This window comes from Tannerella serpentiformis, assembly GCF_003033925.1.
In the GTDB taxonomy this organism is placed as follows: Bacteria; Bacteroidota; Bacteroidia; order Bacteroidales; family Tannerellaceae; genus Tannerella; species Tannerella serpentiformis.
Map to the genome: position 1 here is coordinate 726,038 of NZ_CP028365.1, position 23,727 is coordinate 749,764.

General features: G+C 45.5%; 16 protein-coding genes and 3 pseudogenes. 8 read left to right on the plus strand and 11 right to left on the minus strand.

From position 1 onward, the window contains the following. Positions 1-2 precede the first annotated feature (2 nt). The gene (locus C7123_RS02990; protein WP_069175722.1) at positions 3-311 is read left to right on the plus strand and encodes a helix-turn-helix domain-containing protein; all 309 of its coding nucleotides are present in this window, start codon (positions 3-5) and stop codon (positions 309-311) included. Then, positions 308-775: a DUF3408 domain-containing protein gene (locus C7123_RS02995; protein WP_069175723.1), complete on the plus strand. Its 468-nt coding sequence runs from the start codon at positions 308-310 to the stop codon at positions 773-775. Before C7123_RS02990 ends, C7123_RS02995 begins: the two co-directional genes overlap by 4 nt. 417 nt (positions 776-1,192) lie before the next feature. Here C7123_RS02995 and C7123_RS03000 read toward each other — a convergent pair whose 3' ends face one another. From C7123_RS03000 to C7123_RS13500, 3 genes and pseudogenes are all read right to left on the minus strand, one after another. Continuing rightward, positions 1,193-1,495 carry a T9SS type A sorting domain-containing protein gene (locus C7123_RS03000; protein ID WP_069175724.1) on the minus strand — a complete coding sequence of 101 codons (303 nt, stop codon included), beginning with the start codon at positions 1,493-1,495 and terminating at the stop codon, positions 1,193-1,195. A 22-nt stretch (positions 1,496-1,517) separates the two neighbouring features. Then, positions 1,518-2,387, minus strand: a pseudogene (locus C7123_RS13585) (hypothetical protein); the annotation flags it as partial. After that, complete coding sequence (locus tag C7123_RS13500; RefSeq protein WP_159049815.1) at positions 2,294-2,590, minus strand: hypothetical protein; 297 nt, start codon at positions 2,588-2,590, stop codon at positions 2,294-2,296. The gene C7123_RS13500 and the pseudogene C7123_RS13585, both read right to left, overlap by 94 nt. A 597-nt stretch (positions 2,591-3,187) precedes the next feature. Between C7123_RS13500 and C7123_RS03005 the strand changes: the two are divergent. After that, positions 3,188-3,313: pseudogene (locus C7123_RS03005) on the plus strand (transposase); the annotation flags it as partial. A gap of 693 nt (positions 3,314-4,006) precedes the next feature. Here C7123_RS03005 and C7123_RS03010 read toward each other — a convergent pair. Further along, positions 4,007-5,641, minus strand: coding sequence for a pectate lyase family protein (locus tag C7123_RS03010; protein ID WP_069175725.1), 1,635 nt, complete (start codon positions 5,639-5,641; stop codon positions 4,007-4,009). 259 nt (positions 5,642-5,900) lie between these two features. Beyond that, positions 5,901-6,560, minus strand: a pseudogene (locus tag C7123_RS03015) (capsule assembly Wzi family protein); the annotation flags it as partial. 185 nt (positions 6,561-6,745) lie between these two features. Between C7123_RS03015 and C7123_RS03020 the strand changes: the two are divergent. Then, positions 6,746-7,675 carry an ISL3 family transposase gene (locus C7123_RS03020; protein WP_083206943.1) on the plus strand — a complete coding sequence of 310 codons (930 nt, stop codon included), beginning with the start codon at positions 6,746-6,748 and terminating at the stop codon, positions 7,673-7,675. Here C7123_RS03020 and C7123_RS03025 read toward each other — a convergent pair. Together C7123_RS03025 and C7123_RS03030 are read right to left on the minus strand one after the other, a co-directional pair. Next, the gene (locus C7123_RS03025) at positions 7,666-8,097 is read right to left on the minus strand and encodes a hypothetical protein (RefSeq protein WP_083206944.1); all 432 of its coding nucleotides are present in this window, start codon (positions 8,095-8,097) and stop codon (positions 7,666-7,668) included. The two genes, C7123_RS03020 and C7123_RS03025, sit on opposite strands and share 10 nt — an antisense overlap. Then, positions 8,094-9,629 (minus strand): META domain-containing protein, encoded by a 1,536-nt coding sequence (locus C7123_RS03030; RefSeq protein ID WP_109187376.1) that lies wholly within the window; start codon positions 9,627-9,629, stop codon positions 8,094-8,096. The genes C7123_RS03025 and C7123_RS03030 overlap by 4 nt, the downstream gene beginning before the upstream one ends. Positions 9,630-10,974: 1,345 nt before the next feature. Between C7123_RS03030 and C7123_RS03035 the strand changes: the two genes are divergently transcribed. The 3 genes from C7123_RS03035 (at position 10,975) to C7123_RS13590 (ending at position 16,999) form a co-directional block, all read left to right on the plus strand. Further along, entirely contained in the window at positions 10,975-14,904 is a 3,930-nt protein-coding gene (locus C7123_RS03035; protein WP_069175728.1) for an NACHT domain-containing protein, read from the plus strand. A 515-nt stretch (positions 14,905-15,419) separates the two neighbouring features. Then, entirely contained in the window at positions 15,420-16,118 is a 699-nt protein-coding gene (locus C7123_RS03045; protein WP_083206945.1) for a toll/interleukin-1 receptor domain-containing protein, read from the plus strand. A 671-nt stretch (positions 16,119-16,789) separates the two neighbouring features. Then, complete coding sequence (locus C7123_RS13590) at positions 16,790-16,999, plus strand: transposase (RefSeq protein WP_394365932.1); 210 nt, start codon at positions 16,790-16,792, stop codon at positions 16,997-16,999. Between the two features lie 507 nt (positions 17,000-17,506). On the opposite strand, the gene C7123_RS03055 is transcribed toward C7123_RS13590, so the two are convergent. From C7123_RS03055 to C7123_RS03070, 4 genes are all read right to left on the minus strand, one after another. Then, on the minus strand, positions 17,507-18,715 hold the full coding sequence (locus C7123_RS03055) for a site-specific integrase (RefSeq protein WP_069175732.1): 1,209 nt from the start codon (positions 18,713-18,715) through the stop codon (positions 17,507-17,509). Positions 18,716-18,726: 11 nt separating this feature from the next. Next, positions 18,727-19,956, minus strand: a complete 1,230-nt coding sequence (locus C7123_RS03060; protein WP_069175733.1) for a site-specific integrase — start codon at positions 19,954-19,956, stop codon at positions 18,727-18,729. A 432-nt stretch (positions 19,957-20,388) separates the two neighbouring features. Beyond that, a complete protein-coding gene (locus C7123_RS13290) occupies positions 20,389-21,420 on the minus strand; it encodes a zinc ribbon domain-containing protein (protein ID WP_083206946.1) in 1,032 nt (343 codons plus the stop codon). A 48-nt stretch (positions 21,421-21,468) separates the two neighbouring features. After that, complete coding sequence (locus C7123_RS03070; protein ID WP_069175735.1) at positions 21,469-22,923, minus strand: ATP-dependent DNA helicase; 1,455 nt, start codon at positions 22,921-22,923, stop codon at positions 21,469-21,471. Positions 22,924-23,019: 96 nt separating this feature from the next. Here C7123_RS03070 and C7123_RS03075 point away from each other — a divergent pair, with 96 nt between their 5' ends. Further along, complete coding sequence (locus C7123_RS03075; protein ID WP_069175736.1) at positions 23,020-23,706, plus strand: hypothetical protein; 687 nt, start codon at positions 23,020-23,022, stop codon at positions 23,704-23,706. Positions 23,707-23,727: the final 21 nt, after the last annotated feature.

The window sequence follows — 23,727 nt, forward strand, 5'->3', positions numbered from 1 at the left end:
CGATGGAAGAACATGCAATCATTACGGAAGAAAGCCCTCAAATGCAGCTGTTTGTCCAGCTCATGGAGGGCGTATTGAAGAAGCTGGAGCGCTATTGCGCCTCGGCCCGCCCCACGCTCGCAGGGGAGGTTTATCTCACTGGCGAGGAGGTTTGCGAGCGGCTCAAGCTCAGCACCCGCACGCTGCAGGAGTACCGCAGCCGCGGCCTCTTGGCCTTCTACAAAATCGGCGGCAAGATCCTCTACAAACAGAGCGACCTGCAAGCGATGCTCGACCGACATTATAACCCCATTCCCAAGCCATCGGTATGACGATAGAAGAACTACGGCGCGCCAGATTGGCAGCTAAACAGGAAGCGATGGGCGGCATGGGCGGCTATGCCGAAGCCAAGCGGAAGGCCAATGCGGAAGCGGAGGAGTCGCTATTCTTTGATCCGCCCGCAAAGATCGAGCTGGAAAGAAGCACCCCAGCACATCCGCCGGAGAAAGCAGATGAGCCTAAGGAAGAAGTCATCTCAGCCGCTCCCGCTTCGGTCCCTCGAAAGGCTAAGAGTCACAAGGAGGATTTGGCCGCATTTCGAGAGATGTACCTTCAACCAGCGCGCATCAGCCACCGCAAGGCGGTCTACGTCTCCGACGAGACCCAGCAGAGATTAGACTTCGTTGTCCGCCGAATCGGTCTGCGAGGCGCCAGCATCTCGGGCTATGTCGAGCGCGTGCTTCGGGAGCATCTCGACGGGTACAAGGACAGCATCGAACTATGGCGGAAGCTCTGAACACATGCACGCTTAGCGTGCAATGCCCTCCCGAACACTTGCATGTATTGAGTGCAAGTGTTCAGGGTACGGGCACCTCCTATTCTGGGGCCCGGCAAGGTGTGTTTTTGTGCCACAAAAACCGTTTTGTGCTACAAAACGCCTTGCGCCCGGAGCGACCTCTCCGCGCGGTTCGGCTCCAAAGTCGCCACCTAATCCCATACGAAAAACCGACCCCGTGAATCGTCCCCAAGTCCCCGAAATGGGATGCTCGCATCGGAGCTGCCCCAAAGCTGAGAGGGGGCGATGAAAGGGAAGTGAAGGGGGCGTTGCCGTTCGTCCATACGAAAATCAGGCAGACCCGAGGGACTTTCATCCCTTCGGCCTGCCCAATAACAGTTCACTTGCACGCAGCTTTTACACGGTGAGCCTTCGACGCTAATTCTTGATCAACTTCTCGGTATAGGTCTGTCCGTCTTTGATCACACGCACGAAATACAGCCCTGCCGGAAGTCCCGCGATCGGAATTTGGAAAGTCGGCTGATTCGTCTTGAACGATCTCAACATCGTCAGCCCATTCCAAAGCTGAATCTCATACGTACTTGTAACGCCCTTTGTGGTCAAAGAGCCTTGACCTTGAGGAGGCAGAATTCCATCGCCCCCTTCCGTCAGTTTGAGTGTCACAACATCCGTGGCGGGGTTGGGGGAGAGAGAAGTATTTTGAATTCTTGATTGTTCCACTAAATCTGTGGTATCCCCCCGTACCACAACGATTCCTCTTTCTCGCCCATATAAAAAATCGACCTGCACCGCTTGTTATAACAAATATTCGGTTAGTACCTTGGCCGCTTTCAATTCGACCACCTCCAACTGCCCATGTTACATCATCACTGTTTGGATCGTTTTCTATTGAGAAAACGTATGTGGAATTTGGCTCAAATTGAGAGCCTTCTCTCATCCCTTCAATATAATCAACTCGGGATGGTATCCCTACCCAAACGCGATATGTAATGGTAGATGATGCAATCCTTGCTCGAACCATACATTCCCCTGAACCATTTTTCCTAAACACAGCAGTTCTCGTTCCTTGTTCCGAAATCAATTGCAAGTTACCATTACTCGTACTCCATTGTACCGAAACTCCAGACGGAAGATTTTGGATGGTGTACGTCTCCTGATTGCAAACTACGGTGGAGCCGGAAATGGAGGGAGAAGCATTTATGACACCAATTCCATTCCATGTTTGAGGATTTATATTTGCCGGATCAAGCCAGTCTCTTAGACGACGCTTACGGCTATTTGAAGTAGGATCTCCATTCCATGAAAAGCTGAATTTTCCATATACAGATATGTCTCGGTCCGGAGCGTCACAATCTCCCTCATCAATTCCATATAACTGTCCGATAATATGACGATTGTTATTAATCAAGGGTGAGCCAGAGGAGCCTCCCTCCGTAACACTGTATCCATTAGGAGTTGCATCCCAATAAAAACTCCAATACATAGATTTTCCATTCCATCCGTTATTTGGAGTATGATTTAATGTTGCGATTTTTTTACATCTCCACTTGGATGATGAATACCTACTCCTCCTGTGCCGGAATTTCCAGATCGATCCCATCCTAAGTAGCATGGATTAAATCCTATTAAATTGCATGGATCTTGTTTTAATTTAAGCAATGCAAAGTCGGTATCTCCATTGGCTATGACTTCTGCTCCAATTGTTGCTCGCCTTATTGGTTCACTTCTCTTTTTTTCTTTGTTCTCGTAATCGGGATGTTCATATCCCCAATAAAACACCCAATCGGGAAAGGTTGCTTCTCCTTTCGGCGTCAAACAGAAGGGTTTCGTTTGGAGCTTCTAAACAGTGATTTGCCGTTAACACGTATGGCGTATTGTTATTCAAAGTATTGTTGATCAATGCGCAAGAACACCAATGGGAGCCGTATTCTGATTTAACCAAGATTCTGGCGACTGCATCTTTCTCACGTTTCCAATTCTGCCCTTCCGAACAATTTACATCTACTTGACATTTTCCGGAAGTACCGTATCCTCCAGGAGCTTTAGATCGAGTAATATCAGTATTAATATAAGGATTGTCTATAAATCTATATCCATAATCAATTCGACAAATAGAGATAATGGCATTATCACGTACCGTAGCAGGCTGATAATATTCGAACGCGACCGTTTCTCCGTAAATTAACCCCGTAGCGAAAGCATACGGAATATTACTCGATTCGTATACTGGCAGATATTCGGAAGTTATTGCTCCAATATACTGTTTGGTTTCTTCGCTGTATACATAGAATTTCGCACCTTTAGGCAAACGAAATACATCATATGAGGCATTTGTAGATAAGGCTCCTGGCAATCGAACCTATAAGAAAGGCATCCTCGCATGGTACGACTGTCATCTATCAACGGGAAAAAGTTGAAGGCATTAATAACAAGATTAAAGTAATGAAAAGAAATGCTTATGGATTTAGGGATGAGAGATATTTTACTCTACGACTCTATGCACTACACGACTGCCGTATCACTCGAAATGTCGGATGAATCAAAAATTTAGGCTCTATAACGAATCGTGTGGGCAATCATAGAGAACTCAGATGAAAGTATTATCTTTATATTATGAATATTACCGAGATATTCGCACAGGCTTTAGGCCTACCAGAATCAACTTGTTAAAAGGAGGGTAGGGAGATTCGTAAATACAGAAAACTTTAAGTATATAGTCTATTTCATAACAGGGGAGCTTAAACAGGGTTGCCCACACGATTCGTTATAGAGCCAAAATTTATCAATGGAAATTCTGGGAACAAAAGAAAGAAAAATAAAATAAAAAGAGAAGGCCTGCATACTTTTTTAGGATATCACCCACTGCCCACCTGTTTATCTCTATCCGAGCATCCTTTATATTGAACTTACGGTTCGCACCAATGGTGCGAAGCCTCCGCGCGTCATGTGTTAAGCCTCCGCACGTCATGTGTTAAGCCTCCGCACGTCATGTGTTAAGCCTCCGCACATCATGTGTTAAGCCTCCGCACATTAGTAAAAGATGGTAAGAGTGAATTGATATTGTCATTAGATGACCATATCATAAGCACCCCCAAACAACTAATACTATAAATTACTAAACACCCAAGACTACAAGATTGAGGCAAAACAAACGTAAGACGTAAGACTTCGCCTCACAACATCTCGTCTAAGTAGACTCTTCAAGCTACAAACACATAGCCCTTTACCGTATTACTTACCTGAATAAGCATCGATAAGTGCTTCCAATGCTGGTATAGGAGTAGAATTCGTATCTTCGACGGTATTGTTAAATTTAAATTGCAAAGAACCATGATTCAAACGTCCTGCGCCGTAGAATCCCGTGACCTGAGAAGGAACAAGAGCGGTTGCATCTGGGGTATAGGAATACATTAGTGCAGCATCTGTATCAAAGTTGTTATAGATATTTCCACCATTAAGCGTTTTAACAGAAGCTGGCACCTTTTCGTTACGTGAAATAGCATGATAAAAATCAAAGCTACTGTTATTATCTGCATAACTAATTGGGGTATAAGTACTCTCCGCTCCCTTTTCTGTAAATAAGCTTCCATACTCTTTCACCATACCTCCAGGCTCATCAGAGAATTTGCCAGTACCCTTTGCATCACTTCCCTGCTTTGATATCAAGATAGGATTCTTTGTAGCACGAAAATAGTTGTTTTCAGAGAAAACACTGCAACCCATCGTTGCACCAATTCCGTATTTTGCACATCCATCATAGTAGTTATTCCATAAATGAACGCTCATTGTACGAACTCGTGCTTGACGAGAGTCACTATGATCAAACCAGTTGTGGTGATAAGTGATATAATTTGGACCTGTTTCTTTCTTCATACCACACATACTCGTCTTTCCTGTGTCCCAGAAATGACAATTATCTATTGTGACAAACTTTGAATCAGTCTTCACATCAATAGAACCATCTCCCTTAATATGATCACCACCACTCGCCTTTCCGTAGAATAAATCCATGTGATGAACCCATATGTTAGAATTATTTGTGTCAAGTGACACGCCATCGTCCATAGCTCGCATGATACCTAAATTGCGGAATTCAACACTCTTAGCATTCCTTACCAAGAAGCCAAAGCCATAAATACTGGCGTCCTCACCAATTCCTTCTATAGTAATATTCATCTCACTATCTGCTTGCTTTCCCTTAATCTGTATACCTTCTGTACTGCTTCCGAAGGTATCAGTATCACCATTTCTAAGCAAACCTAAGATTCTAACAGACAATGGTGTGGTGATATTGCCTTTCTGATAAGCATTGAGAATAGCCTGAAGACCTATGAACGTAGTCTTACCTAAATGAGCACTGACTGTTTTAGCATTGTCTTTATTTACATAAATAACAACAGCACCAGACTTCAACGTACCGTCATCATTATAGGCACCTACACCCGAATAATTCTTATGAGCAAAGCCCTCTCGCACATAATTCAAGACTTTCAGTCCTGTTACCTCACTCGATTGGGTTTCTTTTCCACCCTTCTTAGCTACGATTTTCAGAGAATAAGTGCCAGCTTTTAATCCTGGAATATCAACTCGTACATAGCCATTATATACGCGTATCAACTCGGAATCAACCTTGCTATAATCAGCATATTGCCTACCTTTCACATAAACATAATAACCATCTGCTTCATCTACAGGCTTCCATTTAGCGTAAATTGTCTCTAACCATCCTTTTGACTCAGTAATTATCAGTCCATTTTCTATTGGCTGACTCTCCACAGTTCTTGATGTATCAGCAGAAACGCAAGCTAATGTGTTAACCCATAAAAATAAGAATAATAAAATATTATCATACAATCCAATCTTCATAAATCTCTTTTTTTAACTTATGCGTAAATACCTTCCTTCTGTGTAATTAAGTTATATTAACTATAAGCACATTATGAATTATGTGAGAATCAAACTCAATAAATATCTACAGATAATCTATTAACTAACTTCAATAAACCCATTCTATACATATTCAAATATACAAAGTTTATCGCAAAAACAAACTAAACAAGAATTCATTATAAAACTTTGTTGATCACTATTGGATATCTCTATTTGAATTAACTACATTCTATAAGATACTAACCATCTCTAATCCCATCTCTAACGACCACGGACAGAACACCTCGTCATTGCCTACCTTCAGATAGCCTGCCTTTGAGTGAAAGAGTGCGCGGTCGGTATATTTCGACTGCTTAGCGGTGAAGTTATGTTGCCAATTTTGGTCGGTCATCATTCCGTAGGCGATGTGTCCTTTGAGGTGTAACCAGCCATTCGCAAAGGGTAGTGTCCAATAGTCTGACAATGCCAAACGCACCTGTGGGACTGGGCGGGCATTGATTCCCAACGTTTGCGAGCCCGAACTCAGTTCATTATTCTTAAGTTCCATCGGCTCTTCCTTCGCTCCAATGGTCAGTGTTCCGTGCCACCATCGTCCCTCGACGTATGCTTGCTGAAAATAGTCTTACTCGTATAGTTGATAGGCCGTACAACGTCTAAGCCATAGCCTAAGCCGAATTTCCGCCCCTCATCCGTCTGCAAAGGTCGCTCAATACCGCCCCGCACATAGCCGTTCGCCGTCTCCAGCGAACTCAGTCCGTATTTATTGGCATTGAGCCAGAGGGGTGTTCGTCCTTTGGCAAGGCTCCCCCTGCATCTCTACCTTATATTCTAAGCCCTTTAATGGCTGCAACCTTGACGTGTCACGTCGTACTGACTCTTGATACTGAGCCTGCATTGTCGATGCTATCAACACGCCTACCAAGGTTGAAAGTAACTTCTCATTATTATAAAAGTTAATATCAGTTGCAAAGATAATAAAAAAGAATTCTTCCGAAATATAAAGTGATAAATATCATAAAATAAAAAAAGAAACCGCTGTAAATATTGTATATTTGAATAAACACAAACAAATGCACAAAGATGAACAGCTGTTTCCTATATCATGCTTGGGGTCTTTATACCCACGAATGCACTTGTGAAGAATACAAAGGTAATAGAATTATTTTGCATGTGCAAACAAAAGAGCGAGTAAGATGTTGTCTTTCTTGTGGATCCAGCTCTATTGTGAAGAATGGGTATTGCCTGCGGGACTTCGTCGGACTTCCCATAGGTGGCAAGCGAGTAACCATACGCATGAAAGCGCAACGCTATAAATGTAAGGAATGTGATTTCTACCAACAGGAGAAAATTCCTTTTGCCACTGGCAGTTGCAGCTATACTCACCGCTTCGCCAAGTATGTAGTAGATTTACTTCGTGGTATGACGCTTCAGGATGTATCGAATCATCTGGGCGTGTCATGGGATACTGTAAAGGAAATACACTCCTCTTACCTTAAGCGTCATTATAGCCCTCCATCTTTAGATGGTGTAGAGAATATTGGTATAGATGAGTTTGCTGTTAGGAAAGGACATGTATATAAGACAATCGTTGTGGATTTGGACACTGGCAGGGTAATCTATGTTGGTGCTGGCAAGGGTACGGATGCCCTAGCTGGATTCTGGCGAAAAGTCAGGCGTAAGAACCTAAAGATAAAACATGTGGCAACAGATCTGTCTGCAGCTTTCATAGCCTCTGTTATGGAGAATTGTCCCGATGCGATACACGTGTTTGATCATTTTCATGTGGTGAAGTTAATGAACGAGAAACTTGACGACATCAGACGTAAAGTTTATAGCATGGAGAAAGATACGAATAAGCGTAAAGTACTCAAGGGGACAAGGTATCTGCTACTCGGAAATGGTGCTGACATCTTTGATAAACAACACAGAACAAGGCTTGAGAATGCTTTAGCTATGAACGAGCCATTGTCAAAAGCATACTATCTTAAGGAACAACTCCGTCAGATATAGTCGCAACCTATGAAAGCTATGGCAGAAGAAGTGATTGATGACTGGGTAAGGCAGGCTGAACAAAGCAAGATAGCCCAACTACAGAAAATGGCTGTTGCCATGAGAACTTTTAAGCGCCACAGTTTGCTTCCATCTTTCAAGTCGAACCATCTCCCGGAATTGGTTAAGGTATAATGGACTTTTACCGGATAAGCAAACCGTAATGGGCCGCCTCGTTTACCATCGTTAGCTCTATCCTCCATCTCTATAGTCTTCATATCTGGAGAGGGAAGAGATTGTTCTGAGGTATTCAAGTTCACCCCCTTCAGTGACGACATATACAAATCAAAGATAGGGGGAGCTTCTTCTGTCGTAATTTGTGCATCCAAAAATTGGGCGAAAAGCATACAACTCAGCCCAATTAAAAAGGCAATCTTTCTCATGACTTCAAGTATGTATAAAGTAGATAATCGCGACTATTATTGTAATAGAATTTCAGCTCACCGCCTACCCAATTATAGTATTCGATTGAGCGAATAATGCTGTAAAACATTGCGGCGTCGCCTATCTTTTCGCTATTGGCCTTCGTTTCTACGTGAAAATAAGGGGGTACGATAAGATCGACCCTCAGCGCGTTTTCCACTGCCCTTCCGCAGGCGTCCGTTTCAGAGGTGAAGTTGAGCTGATAGCCATCGGCAGGCGCGATCGGACGCAGGACGCCAGTTTTTACATTTACCGTGCCCGCCAAACACCAGCGACTACCCGTCAATTGGTCTGGAACAGAGCGTTTGTAGAGCAGATATTGCCGATTGTTATCGAAGAAGAACTTCAGCTCGTCACCCTTCCATGTGTAAGACTCGAGCCGCTTAATTATGCTATAAAAAAGTGCTGCGTCTCCGTTGTGATTGTCTCCCACTTTCGTCACCCGGCTGATAAACGGTGGATGCTCGAGATCTATGTGCGTACGATTGAATACCGAATGCCCATTTCCCTTTGTTGGGGATGTGAAACGAATCCAATAGCCACCCTCAGGCGCAAGTGAGCGCACGACACCCGTCGCGGAGTTCACAATTCCGACCGGAATCCACCGGCTATCCGTCAATTGGGGTGGCGCCTCGAAACGCATGAAATATCGACCAGCATCGTAATATATGCGCAACTGTCCGCGGACAATTTCCCAACGTACGGTGCCGAGTAACGCCTTGCGATAGTGTCGATCGGCTGCCTGCTCTCCTTTATTCGGTCCGATCAAGTCAGAAATCTGCATTCGATGGTCTTTTTCGCCGCAAATCGCATCAAAAACATTTGCCGAAGTGCGTCCGGAAAGGGTTCCATCCCCACGGAAGGTCAGTGTATAGCACGACCCGCAACTTTTGCTATCGACGGCCGTTACGCTGCCATCCGAGACGCGAACAAAGCCCGTCAAACGCCACATCTTCACCAGCTCGTCGGGCTTTTTGCCTGGGGAGAGATCTCCATTTTCCCCTTCCCGCCACACACGAAAGAGCAGGTATTCACGACCTTCTTCGAAGTAGATTTTCAGTTGATTAGCGTCCACTTCAAAGTGGGTATTTCTTCTGATTCCATCCAAGAATATGCGATCATCGAATAATTCTACGGCATCCGAGTAGATCTGACGAACTCCTTCTGCCTCAATCCGGTTGCCAAGAACCTGAAAAGAACCGGCCATTTCGTATAGAGACGTAAAACCGGTGAGGAAGCTATCGCGACGAAACGTCAGCGTGTAGCATCGGCCATAACCTTTTGGCACAGGTTCGCGCACGACACCGTTAGCCACCCGACCAATACCTTCCAGCTTCCATGTTTTGTCAAACAGCACAGTGGAGATGCTATCACGCGATGTGGGCGGTACAGGCGTTGGTACTGGAGTCGGAGATTCCGACTCTCGCTCTTTACTACATCCCGCGACGATTAGACACAACACACCAATCCATATCATGTATTTCGCTTTCATTTCTCGTCATGTTTTGAGTTAATATAGTTCTGCTTCCGGATCGATTTATCTCACTGCGCCTCCGGGATGCGGATCCTAAGGGCGCCCTGACTGGTCTGGTGGAGTATCCTCTATAGTTTTCATATAAATGGCCTGTTGAATATTCGACACAAATGTAGCACGTATAGTTGTAATACGAAAGCTATTTCCTGCAATTCTTGATATTTTACTCCAAAAAGATCTCTTTTTTTCTACAAATCAAACTTTTTAATCGAAGAAATACTTCGCTTTCCCAAAATTCTCGCTTCTCGTGTCCTATGAAACTTGCAGAGAGGGAAAACTTTCTGATAAGTGATCATTCGTCAGGCGCCCGTCAAGTCTGATATGAACGTGGAGGAAATACCCTCCGCCATCGACAGCATTTCGACGAGGAACTGCTATCTGATCATCGAAGGGTGAGCCTTCGTAGCCATTGCAGGATTTTCGCATGCCTTCAAACTTTTGCTGTGACGTTTGCCGAAGATTTTGGCACCTTTGCGGGCGAGAAATGAGATGTCTTATGACTACAGCAAAGAGACGAAAGCAGGCGTACCTCGCTCGTTTCCTATTCGTTCCCTTTGGGTGAGTAGAGCAATCAGTATTCACTCATTGACAGGCTCTTAAATCCCAATTCTTTTGTTTTATGGGGAGATGTTCGTACGCTTCAAGAGCCTTAATGCTACCAAGGCTCGGAGATTTTCTGTCATAGGATTTTCGAACTGAATCTCTTAGCCGACACATCAGCTCCTCAAAGACTCCTTATTGTTTCCATTTTCTAAAAATAGAAGTAGACTGTTTGCTGCGGAGTGAAATTTCCAGGGAGCATTCGCCATTAGCACCCCAGTTTTTGTTATGTACAGTAGGGTGTTCACGATCCCTCGGAGATATTTTTTTTGCGTTTTTCTCGAGGTTCGAATAGATCTTTCATACTTTGTCACTGTTTATCGGTCAGGCTGGTTGGGTATTCTCTCATCACTTTTATGTTGTCAATCATCGGCTAGCTAATCTAAAAATCAGACTTTTATATATTTTGATACGGTTGCCCTGATCATCCAATAAACTCAAAAACAGCTTCTAAGATCAAAAGCGTATATTTGCGCGTTATACGATACCAAACAGCTTCTGATATGGATATGGGAGGCTTGGACAGGGGTAGTATTACCACGATTCAGGTACAGTTGGATAAATTGATTCATAAGAAGTACCATGGAACGAGACGAGAAGGATAGTAACAGGAGGGTGTTTATGACATAGTGACATCATGATTGATTCTGTATGAAATGGATGAGTCTCATGTAAAGTTTTAGCATAATAAGGAGAAGTAATCATGAAAGAAGGAACCATTAATCAAAATGGTGTAACGCCAATTTATATAGAGAATAATGAAGGTCAAATCTACATAGATAATAACTACGTAGAGGAGGCCTCTACTGCTTTTAATAAGGGGTCATACGAACTACAGAATTACACACCGACCATACAACCTGCCATCCATAGAGAGGAGGTCTGTCAGATAAAAGATTGGATCGAAAGAAAGTCATCTGCAGAATGTTCATCCAGACTGGCATTACTGTATGGAAAAGCAGGTATCGGAAAGTCGATTGTGATGCATGACCTGCTTGAAGAGTTGCAGGCAAATAAGGACTATCTGGTACTTGGTCTAAAGTCTGATCAGGTAGAGTTTGTAGATACTGATAAATTTCGTAAGAATATTCATCTGGCCAAGCCGATAGAGACTGTCGTAGAAGAAATGGCCAATCAATACAAACGGGTCATACTGCTGATAGACCAGATTGATGCACTGTCTTTATCACTCTCTTCCAACCGTACACCATTACGCTCTCTCCTAGAACTAATAAATCGAACACAAAATATCCCAAACGTTCGTGTAGTTATCTCTTGCAGACCGTATGACTTGGAATATGACCCATTATTGAATAGGCTACGTATAAAAAACAAGTGGGAACTGAAGGAGTTTACAGAAGAACAGATTCAGGATATTCTTAGAAAGAACAAGTGCAAGGAACGTATGAATGACAATCTTCTACGATTCTTGGGGAATCCTCTGCAACTGTATTTGTTCTTAATGGTAAAGCCAGACGAACAACTGACAGACCCATTGTCAACGAACTTGCTTTACCACCAATTATGGAGGAAATATATACTTGATGATAGTGTGAGAAAGGTTAATAAAAACAGCCTCTTAGCCTTACTGGATGCGTTAGTTGCAACCATGTATAAAGACCAAGAATTGTCCGTACATATCAGGTTGTTTGAAACCAACTTTAGTGCAGAGTTACAATACCTGTTTTCTCACGAACTATTGTTAAAGATGAAGAGCAATCAGATACAGTTCTTCCATCAAACGTTATTTGATTATGTATACGCACGCAGGTTTACGGAAAAGGGTGACAGTTTACTGGAAGTGCTTAGAGGACAGCACCAGGGATTGTTCTCCAGAGCAGCAGTCAAGAGTATATTAACTTTCCTTCGCGAACAGAACCCAAAAGAGTATATCCATATCATCGACCAACTACTCTATGCTAAAAATAAGGATGGTAAAGATACTTACCGTTATCATCTAAAATCTTTGATTCTGAGCAATATGGCGTATTTCGAAATGCCGTTGCAAGAGGAGAAAAGTCTAATTTCAAGTAAGATATTTCCGGATGAGGTTTTTATGGATATTTTATTTGAGTCAGTATTTGCACCAAACTGGTTCGAGACCATTTGGGAAATTATAGACTGTAAAGGTGGATGGAAGAGTTTAAGCAAGAGTTATAAAGAGAAAACTATGCTAATGTGCGAGAGAACCCTTGGGCTTGGTGCTGAGATTGTTCTTGATAAGTTAGATGCAACACTTGATTTTAGAGACGAAGAAGACTGTAAGTATTTGAGCAATCTGCTTCAGTATCATAATCTGAATTGTGGTAGCGAGAAACTGATAGATTTTTATAATAGACTGGTTAAAAGCAGACTTCCTCTCGAGCATATATATCTTCTGGAGAATATCATGAAGGATAACCCAGATTTTGTCTGTCAGGAGTTGAAAGAGAATATCAGACTGCAATTGTTAGAGAAGGAATTAAAGTATGTTTATAGGATTGGAGCTGATCGCAAAGTTGCATATCTATACGAAGAATTGCTAAAAAGTCATCATGATATAGGAATTCAACTCTTGGTGGACATCCTGGCGATCGTTTATGATAAGTCAAAACTTAATCTTTCTGGTAGTGAAATAAACAAATCTACGGAATTTTATTGTTTTCAGAGGGTGGCAGGAAGTTGTTTTGGTTCAAATTTCACAGAAGATGCCACGAATATCCTTATAGATGACTTTTTGAAAGACATTGATAACGAGAGAGTCAGACGATGTATAGCAGAATTTAGTAAGAGTAAACATGAGGGATTCGTTTTCATTGCCTTATATGTCTATACTGAGCATCCTGAGAAGTTCAAGAACGACATTTATAACCTCATAACCAAGCGTTCTGTCCTCTCTAATGCTCCGAGTTTGGTGGAGTATCAGGCTGTGGAGGCATTAAGAGTAACATTTTCGCTATGGAATAATGAGCAAAAGTTAGCAGTAATAAGCAGAATTCTGTCTATAGATGACCGGGGAGAATACATACTGTTCAAGGATATAGTTGAGATAAGACTACAATATGGTCATCCATTGCTTGATATTGATTTACATAAGGGTAAAGCATTGTATGCTATACATAAAGAGGAACTGCGGAGGTTGTCTTGGCAAGCCTATCAAGAGCGACAAAGAATTGATAGGAAATTCAATGAGACCCGACTGAAGAATGAAAAGCCTTCCAGCATGTCAAGCCATATAGGGTACACCTCATTGAGGGAAGACCAAGGCTTGAAGATGTCCCCTGAGACATGGCACAAATCTATGCTGACCTATACGAATGATCCTATGGATTGGAATAAACCATCTTTGACTGGGCAATGCAATCTGTTCAGAGCTGTTGTAAAAAAAAATCCAGACAAGTTTATTGGTCTGATAAATACGCTACTAAATGACAACCGCATACTTCTGACTTATCCACAAGCCGGAATGCAAGGTTTATTGGATGCCCAACGACTGGACGATGCCATGCATGTTCTAAAGCGCATACTTGATGTGATTTGCAATGATGTCAACTCCACAGAAAGAGGATTTAGCCTGCACTCGTTGCTATTTGCTCTGAATGATATACCCAAAATGGATCAAATTCCAGAGGTTGTGTTTCAGTTGCTCTGCAATGCACTGCTCAACACCAAGGAACCTGAAGAGGATATTCATCAGGAAGAGAAGGAGGTTTATAACGTGGGAATTAACCAAGCTAGAGGCAATGCCGGTTACATGCTGGTAGAGTGCGCCAAGGAGGATAAATATAAGGAAGATATATTCCGAACCATAGAAAGAATTGCAGGGACGGCTTCCGTTTATACAAGGGCGGCAATACTTTTGAACATGGCGACGCTCAACTTTCTCGACAAAAGCAGGAACGTTGAGCTTTTTAAGAAATTGATGTATGACTTTAATCCTAGGCTAATGGCGATGCCTATACACAACTATAATCCACTTGTGTACTTTGTTAATTATGCCGTTGGCGAACTGATGGAATTCTTCAGCCATGCAGCAGACTGCCCTGAATGTTATCGTGAGCAAGTCATCATACTATGGCTGGCCTGGACGCACAACAATAGGGACAAGTCCATCAAGGTACTTCTTGACAAAATGTGTGAGAAAGACCAAGAGGCACGAATTTCTTTGCTGAACTTCTTGTCCACTCTTGGCCAGAGGATGAATGAGGATGCCATTTGCTATATTCTCCATTTTATGGAACTGCAGTTTGATACACCTGAAATGGGGAAAAACTGTGACAACCTTTTCTATCATGCAAAAGATTGGAATGATGATATTCAGCGTAAGATAGCAGATGCATTTGTGGCTTCACCCGTAAGTAAACATAAGATTCAAGTTTTCATTGAGTTCTTGGTGAGCTATGCAATCAGAGACCCTGTCCAGACGCTGATATGGCTAAACAAGATCCTTGCAGGTGAATTGCCTGATGACTACTTTATCTTGAATCATGTGGTAGACGTGCTTATCCAATCGTACAATGGCATTAAGTCGTTCAATCACAATAATGATCAAGAAACATTGGAGCACGCCATGGACTTGATAGATGCCATCATGAAAAATCGGAGTAACAAGTACCTGATAACCAATTTCATCAACAAACTAGATAATGAATAAGGCTTATGGGGAGGAGCAACTCCGCAAGCTGTTGATGAATCCAGAATTGTCATCTGGATTGTATCTGCTTGATACGGATTTGACAGATGAGGACATTGAGGCGTATATCAGGAGAAACAGCTCATATCAATACGTTAGTGGAAAGCTTATTCCAGCTTCTAAGGGGAACGTCTTCGAGTTGCTTATAGTTGGATTGAGCCATCAGTGCCAGGATGATAGTGGCGTCAATTTTCTAAAGTAGCAATTAATGACTGCGGATGACCGTATAAGAGATGTCATCATCTATAGTTTGGCAATTCAAACCTTGAAACATTTCAGTGCAGGTAGAAAAACTGTGGTGCATGTGTTAGAAAAAAAGATTTATCATGCATAGAGTCGGAAGACTTGGATATATTCGATGCAGCACTCACTCACATTGATGATACGATAGTTGTTATTTCCACACGGAAGAATGTACTAACATTAAAGAGTGGTTCTGCAATAAATAAATCGTTAAAAAAGGAGGGATTGAAAATATGTTTACGGCAAGCAGATTGAATAAAGTGTACATTTCTTATAAACACGACAGCTCTTACAGCAAAGCATTGGAAGCCATTAAAAATGGCCTAAAAAAGAACAATATCGAATACTCGATAGATCTACAGGATATTAAATATCGGGATGATATTGTTGAATATGAAAAAGAGATAGGAACTGCGGTTAGGGTTATCATGTTCATTACAGCATCTTATCTGAAATCTATAGACTGTATGTTTGAGATGACAGAGATTTTCAAGAAATCAGACGTAATGGAGAGGGTGTTCCCCATTGTTGATATAACGCCAATATCTAGGAATCGGAAAGGCCTTGAAGAAATAAAAGATTACTGGCAGAAGCAGAAAGTTGAAGCTTCTGCTCAAATGCAGACAGAGGTGGGCAGCTCTGATTATATCATTGATGAGCTTCGTAAAATTAACGCCATCATAAAAGCTCTGGATGAGTTTTGGTATTACATTGTTCACATTAATACAGGCGTTTTTAAAACACTGTTAGAGAACGATGCTGCTCTACTTATGGAGGAGATTCAGAAAACAACACCCTATAGGACTGTTAAACTTGATGAGGGGGTTATTCCTACTGGTGAAACACAGCCAACTATGATCCGTAAAACTATTCAGAACGGAGAAAAGTCCGTGTATGTAGAGAATAATACAGGAAGCATAATCATTAATTAAATCCATAATGAAAGAAGACTTCCGTGGGAAAACGGTTGATCTTTAAGAGTGTATTTATTAGTCAACGTGAGTTCGACGTAAGAAAAGGGTGCAAAAAGACGCGGAAATCAAGGGATAGTTTGTTTCTTTATATGTTGATAACAAAGAGTGAGCTGCATAATGATTCCCGCCAATAAAACTGTAGAGATCAACTATATCGTCGACGACTTCTTTAAAGAAGACGACACTGTAATCAAAAGTCCATCCTTGGAAGAAGGACCCTAAAGAACAGAGCAACCGCATCAAAAACATGCTTCTGCTTCCCCACAATTATTTGGTTTGCTCCGCACAGCGTGCGCGGCCCATTTACGGTCGTGTTTGGGGTAAAATCACGTGTCATTTTGATCTCCATAGGGGTATGGAGAGCAAAAACACGCGCATCCTGAGTCTACAGCCATTTTGGTACGGTTGCCCTGCCCCAAAGAAACAGAGGAACCCCAAATTTACTATGTCCGGTAGCGAGGTGATGACGATTGTTATCCTTTTCCATTCCTCCTCTTTTTGAGATCTAAAGCATTTCCATCTCTCTGTCCGAACATATGAGAAGAAAGACTTTCCTCACACCGTGGTCTTACAACCGCCTCGTAGAACTCCAGCGAAAGATTTGTATGCCCCTTCTTGCCTTCTTGAAAATGAAAGCCCTAGAGCAAGGTACCGGCATTTCTTTTATCGATTCTACCCCCTACGCTCACTGTTATATCAAAATGAAAAAGTTGCGTAAACAATTTAACAAATCCACCTATGTGAAAAATACAATAGGCCGGTTCTATGGATTCAAACTTCACTTGATCATCAATGACAAGGGAGAACTACTCAGGTCTCTCTTACTCCGGGTAATGTGAACAACAGGACTTCCTTGAAACATCTGGGCTTCCATAAATGAATATTTGAGTAAGCTCTTCGGAGACAGGAGGATATCTCAAAGAATCTCTTCAAACAACTTTTTATTGACGGAATCCACCTTGCGGACACGTTTGAAGAAGGGATGAAGAATGTCTTAATGCTTTAATATAAAAAGATTATGCTCCGAAAAGATCTCTGATCGAGACGGTTAATGATCAGCTCAAAGATCGTTTGTCAAACAGAGCACACTTGCCATCGATACTTCCTAAACTTCATTATCAATCTATTATCAGCTTTGGCTGCTTTCTCCTTCTTCGACAAAAAGTCCTCCATCAACACCGTGCATCCCTCTTTTCTGCACTCATTATCGATTCGCTGGAACTACAACGACTACACCTGACTATACCTCAACCCCTCTTCTTTCACTGTATTACCCCCATTGTAGTCATGTAGTAAGATAGAATCAGTGAAAGGGAAAAAGGCATGTTAGGGCGGCCGTCAGGGGATCACACTGAAGCCGCTTGTTGCTTTTGGATCAGCTTGTCCATGTCTTCCGAGATCTTTTTGTCCGTCACCTGCGCATAGATCTGCGTGCTGGATATGGACACGTGGCCCATCATCTTGGCGATGCTCTCTATCGGGATGCCTGCGCTGAGTGACAGCGTTCCGAACGTATGACGAGCCATGTGGAAAGACAGTCGTTGCCTGACGCCACACGCCAGCCCCACAGTACTCAGTTTGCTATTCATCACACTGCGGCCGCAACAGCGTGGGAAGACGAGGTCGTCGCCTTTTCCTTTCACCGTTTGTTCCTCTCGGCATCTGCTAAGGATCTCCTCCGCGATCGGATGTAACGGCACGACAGATTCCACTTTCGTCTTCTGTCGTTCCTTACGGATATACCTCCGGCCGTCGGCCGCGGTCTGGATATGCGAAAATTTCAGGCGCTCCATATCCGCAATGGCCAGTCCGGTGAAGCAGGAAAAGAGAAACATCTGCCGAGCCTGCTCCGCTTCCTTGTCGTTTACTTTCAGCGCCATGATCTTGGCCACATCGCTCTTTTGCAAGAAGCGGATCTTCCTTTCCTCCTTTTCGTAGACAACATCCTCAAAAGGATGGCAGCGGATGACTTTCAAGTCTACCGCGCGATACATCAACCGACTCAATCGGCAGAGGTGTTTGTTCATGGTCGATGTCGCCAAGCCGCGCTTTTTGAGGAAGAAGCGGAAGTTCTCAAACAGATCTTCCGTAATGCCTGCGAGGGGGATGTCTCGCCCTCCGTTTTCCTTCACGAACTCTCGAAGCACCTTGTCCGAATAGGTCAGGTTTTGGTAAGTGCTTTCTGCCTTTGACTTGCCTACGCATGCCTTAACGGATTGCAGTTCTACCTCGCTCATGGCCAAAAGGGTGGTTGGAGTTGTCGCGACACCCTGCAAACGATTCTTGAGCAGTTCTGCACTGACCACGCCGTCCTTCGTGAGCATTTCCGAGTAAGTCTTTTCCACAAGCTCCCTGAATGCAGCGAGGCGTTGGTTGATTTTCTTTTCGCCGGTTATACCCTGTTTGCTGTTCCATTCATCTGGCAGACATTCCTCGCCGATTGTCATCACCGCACTCCTGCCATCGATGGTAACGCGGCAAAAGATGGCCGTCTTGCCGTCTATCTTCGTCTTCTGTCTGTTGATGTAGAACAGGATCTTGAATGTACTTCTCATATCGGTTTCAGTTAAATGGTCAGGTGTAAGTCTTCGGTGAAGGCGATCAAGCGGTCGAACTCTTCAAATAGCTTTTGGGGAGTGACTTTCGCATATCGCTCGGTCATGCGCACCGTGCTATGTCCAAGCATCTTGCTGACGGTCTCAATGGGTACTCCCTGTTCCAAGGTGATGAGCGTAGCGAAGGTGTGTCGGGCGGTGTGCGAGGTGAAGGGTAGTGCGATACCGGCCCGCAGTCGGAGGGCTTTCAGGTGGGATTGATAGGTCATGTAATTGATGTGAGGAAGTAACGTGTTCCTTCCCTCATCAGACAGTCTGTTCATCAATCGGAGTGCTTCGGGCAAGAGCTTTACACGGCAGAGGACGCCCGTCTTCTGCCGGTTGAACTTCAGCCAAAGGGCGCCTTCATCGTCGCGGACAAGATACTCACGATTCAGCGCCATCAGATCGCAATAGGCGGCGCCAGTGTAACAGGCGAAAAGAAACACATCGCGCGCCGTCTCCAAGTCAATCTCCCAGCCGTCAAAACAGAGCGCCTTTAACTTGTCTAACGCGTCCTTGTCGAGCGCTTTGGGCAGTCGACTGTCTCCCTTATCTACATGCACATTGTCGAATAGCAAGGTGTCTGCCGCACCTTCTCGATACGCCAACTTGCAGACCTTTTTGACAAGGATGACCATGTTGTAGCAGGTGCTTTGTTTCAGCCCAACCTCTCCGGTTGCGAACTGCTCAAACCGCTTGATGAAGTCCTCCGTGAGCTGCGAAAAGGTCAAGTCGGAAGCGTTATGCTTCGCCCGAATGAACTGTTGCAGCCTCATTCTTGTCTGACGATACAAGACCAAAGACTCTCTTTTGATGTCTATCCCGACGTGCTCCTCCATGTCCTCGATCAGGCCGTCGAACCGTTCCAATAGCATAGTTCGACTCTGCACGCTGCCTTGGAAATGTTCCTTGATATCCGTTGCGTCAAATGGTGAGCCCTTGGCGAGAAAGGACTGATAGGAGGTCTGAACTGCAAGAAGGAGGTTGTCCAATCGTCCATTAACTTCGACCGCCTCGCGGCTCTTCCCGTCCATCCGACTTTCGCGCGGGTTCCACAAATCGGGATTGCAGGACAGCTTACAACTGAACTGTGCAATGGAACGTCCCAGCGTGATCCGTCCCATGATCGGCGCATTGCCCGACCTGTCGCGACTGCTCTTTTTGAGGTAGAGCAACACCTTCATTTTCATGTCATCCATACGCTTTGAAAACTGTGGGCAAAATTACCCGGTTCAAAGCGCCCGTTACCTGTGCAGATTCCTGTATATCAATGCAAAAGAACCATGTGCAAGAAAGGTTCAGTTACCTGCGTTTGCACCATCGTTACCTACCACCAGACAGGGTAACGGTTTAGTAACCGAACTCTTGCTCGGATCCGCACTTTTCTGCCTTTTCCGCTCGACGCAACCGGAAGCATATCGACCCCTTTCTGCCTAACAATCAGTCCACTTGCTTCGATATCGGGACTTCTGCTTTTGAGGGGAATAGTTGGTTCGGAACGTATTCCGACCACCTCCCTAACGTATTCCAATAGGTTCGGAACGTGGTGTCGTCACTCCTTTACAGTGGCTCCGCCCTCCTCAAAGGCCGGCGGCAGGTTGACGAAGTAGAGCCGCCCCGTGGCACGGGGGTTATTGTGTCATGGTTAGCGACAACGTTTGGCCATTCTTGCGGATAAACATGCCATCGAATCCATAGCTGGTGCGTTGGACTCGCATGGTGCAGTTCGGCTTGCCACTCTTGTAATACTCCACCAGCACGAGCAGATCGGTATTCGGATCGTACGTGCCGCTCAGTGTGATGGCGCGTCCGCCATATCGGGGGTATTTGTACGTGCCATTCACGATCAGCTTGCCCTCTTCATTCACCCGATCCTCGAAAAAGAGATCGAACTCACAGCGCAAGGTGTCGATCCGGTTCTTCCCGTCGATGTCGCCCTCAATCACCCCGTGATAGAGCTGACGTATGCCCGTCGTTCCCGTAGGCGCTTGGGCCGTAGCGGGGGGCGTCAGTGGCTGTTCGGCTTGGGCTGACGGCGGGTTGAGGAAGCGAGAAATATCCTCCCGCTCCGCTTGGGACAGCAGGGCGATGTCCTCCCACTCGATCGAAGGAAAGACGAAGCCAAAGCAGCCGAAGCTGACCATCTTGCCGTAGGGGTGAAGCTGATTATAGATGCGCCCCTGCGACCAAAACACGCGGTTCTCCACCTCGATCCGATTCTCCTGCTCCAAGCGCTCCCGGATCTTCTGCTGAACCAGTTCTACGTTGAAAGCAATCGAAGAAATGGGGCTTAACGCACTCCCTCCGACAGCGCCTAAAGAGCTACTGATCTTCTTTTCGACACATGCGATGGCCGCCTTTTCGATGCGCTCCCTATGCTGCCCTTCGGAGGGAGCTAAGGCAATGGCGGCTATAGCCACCACGGCGATGAGTCCTGCCCAGAGCACAACGGGCTTTATCCTTCGTCTGTGGGGGGCGGGAGTGTTGGTATCAGGCGCCGATGACTTGTTTTCGATAGGAGGCTGATCCTCTGTTGGAGGTGGTACTGGCGCCGACTCTTTCGTCAGCCACTCGCCGCAATGCTTGCATTTCACAGCATCCGGCTGAATCTCTTCGCCACAATACGGGCATTTCTTCTTTGGGGTAATCTCTCTATTTTCCATTGTTGTATGTTTTGTGTGTGTAAGTGTTCGTGTAGTGTAGGATCGTTGTCAGAAATCTTCGGCCGCCTCCCCGTGTCGTCCGCCATCCTCAAAGGCCGGCGGCAGGTTGACGAAGTAGAGCCGCCCCGTGGCGCGGGTGACGGCCGTGTAGAGCCAGCGATAAAAGTCCTCGCCCAGCATCTCCTCCGTCAGGTAGCCAATGTCCAGAAACACATTGCGCCACTGTCCGCCCTGGGCCTTGTGACACGTGATGGCGTACGCATACTTCGCCTGCACGGCGTTGAAATACGGATCTTCCTTCATCTTCTTCATCCGCGCCGCCTTCGTTTTCACCTCCTTGTAATCCTCGAGCACGGCATAAAAGAGGCGGTCGCTGTCTTCACGCGGTAGTGTGGGCGACTCGTTCCGGAGCGTCTCCGTCAGCACACGCAGTTCCACCTCCGCGGCATCGTCTTGAAACCGAACCAACACATCGGTGAAGTGAAACCCGTACAGCTCCGTCACACGTCGCACACGCAGCACCTCCACGATCTCGCCGTTGGCAATGAAGCTCGACTCCGCATCCTTCGCCTGCGACCATCGGTAGTAGTTGTTCTTGACCACCATCAGGCGGTCGCCCCGCTCGATCTCCTCCTCACGGTCCAGGATATAATGTCGGATCCCGTTGTTGTAGCGTGCCGCACGCTTGTTCGACCGGCAGACAACGATCGTATCGTCCACCCCATCACGACTGTAAGCCGAGGCAATCTCTTCGATCAGATCCTCGCCCGTCACCTTCCGAATGTCCGGAAACCCCTCGACCCTCAGCACCGGGAAACGCGTCGTCTCCGACTGCCACAGCCCATTGCGGATCCGCGTGGCGTTAAACAAGATGCCCGAGTCTACATCCTGCCGCACCACCTGCGTCAGCGACACCTCATGCACCTCCATCCCGTACGCCCTGAGTCGCTCTGCACTGAGTGCTGGGCTCTCCCGCAGCATCACCGGTGGCAGCTGCGCCGAGTCGCCCGACAAAATCAGCCGACACCCCTGGCCCTCGTAGACGTATTCAATCAAATCGTCCAGCAAATGGCCACTCCCGAAGGCGTTCTGCCCCGCACTTTCGTTCGAGATCATCGACGCCTCATCGACGATGAAGAGCGTATTCTTCTGTAGGTTCTTTCCTAACGAAAAGCTGCCGAAATCGTTCGAGAACGACTTCTGGCGATAGATCTTCTTATGGATCGTAAAGGCGTCACGCTCCGCATATTCGGCGAACACCTTCGCTGCTCTGCCCGTAGGTGCCAGCAGCACGCTTGGCCGCTCCATGGCATGCAAAGCCTTCACCACAGCTCCCAGCACAGACGTCTTGCCCGTACCGGCGTATCCCCTAAGAATCAACAGCGATCTTGGGGTCGTATCCGCAGCAAAAGCAGCGATCGCAGCGATCGCTTTTTGCTGCTCTTCGGTAGGTTCATACGGGAAATACTCCGAAATCTTCTTGTATATGTACTTGTCGACCATGTCAGATGAATATTTTGGGATAAAGGTAGACCTTTGAAAAGAATCATACATTTGCAGCAATAAAATCATTCTAACAATCAAAGTGAATATACAGATATGAGAGTTACACTGAAGGTATTATTGGCTGCGGCGGTTGTGCTGCTGGCATACATGTGCTACAGAAGTATCATGGAACCGATTGAGTTTGACAAAGAGCGGACAGCGCGTGAATCAGCCATCGAGAAGCGCCTGATCGATATTCGGACGGCTCAGATCGAGTATAAAAACAGGAACGGACGCCATGCTGGATCCTTCGAGGAGCTGGCCAAGTTCTTGAACGAATCCAAGCTGCCCTTCGTCATCAAGGAAGGCGTGCTGACCGACGAACAGCTGGAGAAGGGGCTGACCGAAAAGAAAGCCGCCGAGATCGTACGCCGTGCCCGCCAGACCGGCAACAATGACGAGGTGATCAGAAATGGCCTCCAGAACTTCCGTCGTGACACGATGTGGGTGTCAGCCAAAGACACCCTGCTGGGACGCGACTTCAACGTCGACTCCCTCGCGTATATCCCCGTCAAGGGCGTGAACGCTAAGTTCCAGATGGACACCGCCACCCTCGAATCCTCCTCTGGCTATACGGTGAAAGTCTTCGAGTGCCGCGTTCCTTACGATGTCTATCTGGGCGACCTCAACAAGAAAGAACTGGCCAACCTCAAGGACAAAATGCGCAAGATGAACAAGTACGAGGGGCTCAAGGTGGGTTCCGTGACGGAGATCAATAACAACGCCGGTAACTGGGAATAATCCTACCGAGACTCCTACGCC

Bases quoted from the DNA above. Each gene is read 5' to 3' on its own strand.
- C7123_RS02990 (WP_069175722.1), top strand. From the start codon at position 3: ATGGAAGAACATGCAATCATTACGGAAGAAAGCCCTCAAATGCAGCTG.
- C7123_RS02995 (WP_069175723.1), top strand. From the start codon at position 308: ATGACGATAGAAGAACTACGGCGCGCCAGATTGGCAGCTAAACAGGAA.
- C7123_RS03010 (WP_069175725.1), bottom strand. From the start codon at position 5,641: ATGAAGATTGGATTGTATGATAATATTTTATTATTCTTATTTTTATGG.
- C7123_RS03020 (WP_083206943.1), top strand. From the start codon at position 6,746: ATGAACAGCTGTTTCCTATATCATGCTTGGGGTCTTTATACCCACGAA.
- C7123_RS03025 (WP_083206944.1), bottom strand. From the start codon at position 8,097: ATGAGAAAGATTGCCTTTTTAATTGGGCTGAGTTGTATGCTTTTCGCC.
- C7123_RS03030 (WP_109187376.1), bottom strand. From the start codon at position 9,629: ATGAAAGCGAAATACATGATATGGATTGGTGTGTTGTGTCTAATCGTC.
- C7123_RS03035 (WP_069175728.1), top strand. From the start codon at position 10,975: ATGAAAGAAGGAACCATTAATCAAAATGGTGTAACGCCAATTTATATA.
- C7123_RS03045 (WP_083206945.1), top strand. From the start codon at position 15,420: ATGTTTACGGCAAGCAGATTGAATAAAGTGTACATTTCTTATAAACAC.
- C7123_RS13590 (WP_394365932.1), top strand. From the start codon at position 16,790: ATGAAAGCCCTAGAGCAAGGTACCGGCATTTCTTTTATCGATTCTACC.
- C7123_RS03055 (WP_069175732.1), bottom strand. From the start codon at position 18,715: ATGAGAAGTACATTCAAGATCCTGTTCTACATCAACAGACAGAAGACG.
- C7123_RS03060 (WP_069175733.1), bottom strand. From the start codon at position 19,956: ATGGATGACATGAAAATGAAGGTGTTGCTCTACCTCAAAAAGAGCAGT.
- C7123_RS13290 (WP_083206946.1), bottom strand. From the start codon at position 21,420: ATGGAAAATAGAGAGATTACCCCAAAGAAGAAATGCCCGTATTGTGGC.
- C7123_RS03070 (WP_069175735.1), bottom strand. From the start codon at position 22,923: ATGGTCGACAAGTACATATACAAGAAGATTTCGGAGTATTTCCCGTAT.
- C7123_RS03075 (WP_069175736.1), top strand. From the start codon at position 23,020: ATGAGAGTTACACTGAAGGTATTATTGGCTGCGGCGGTTGTGCTGCTG.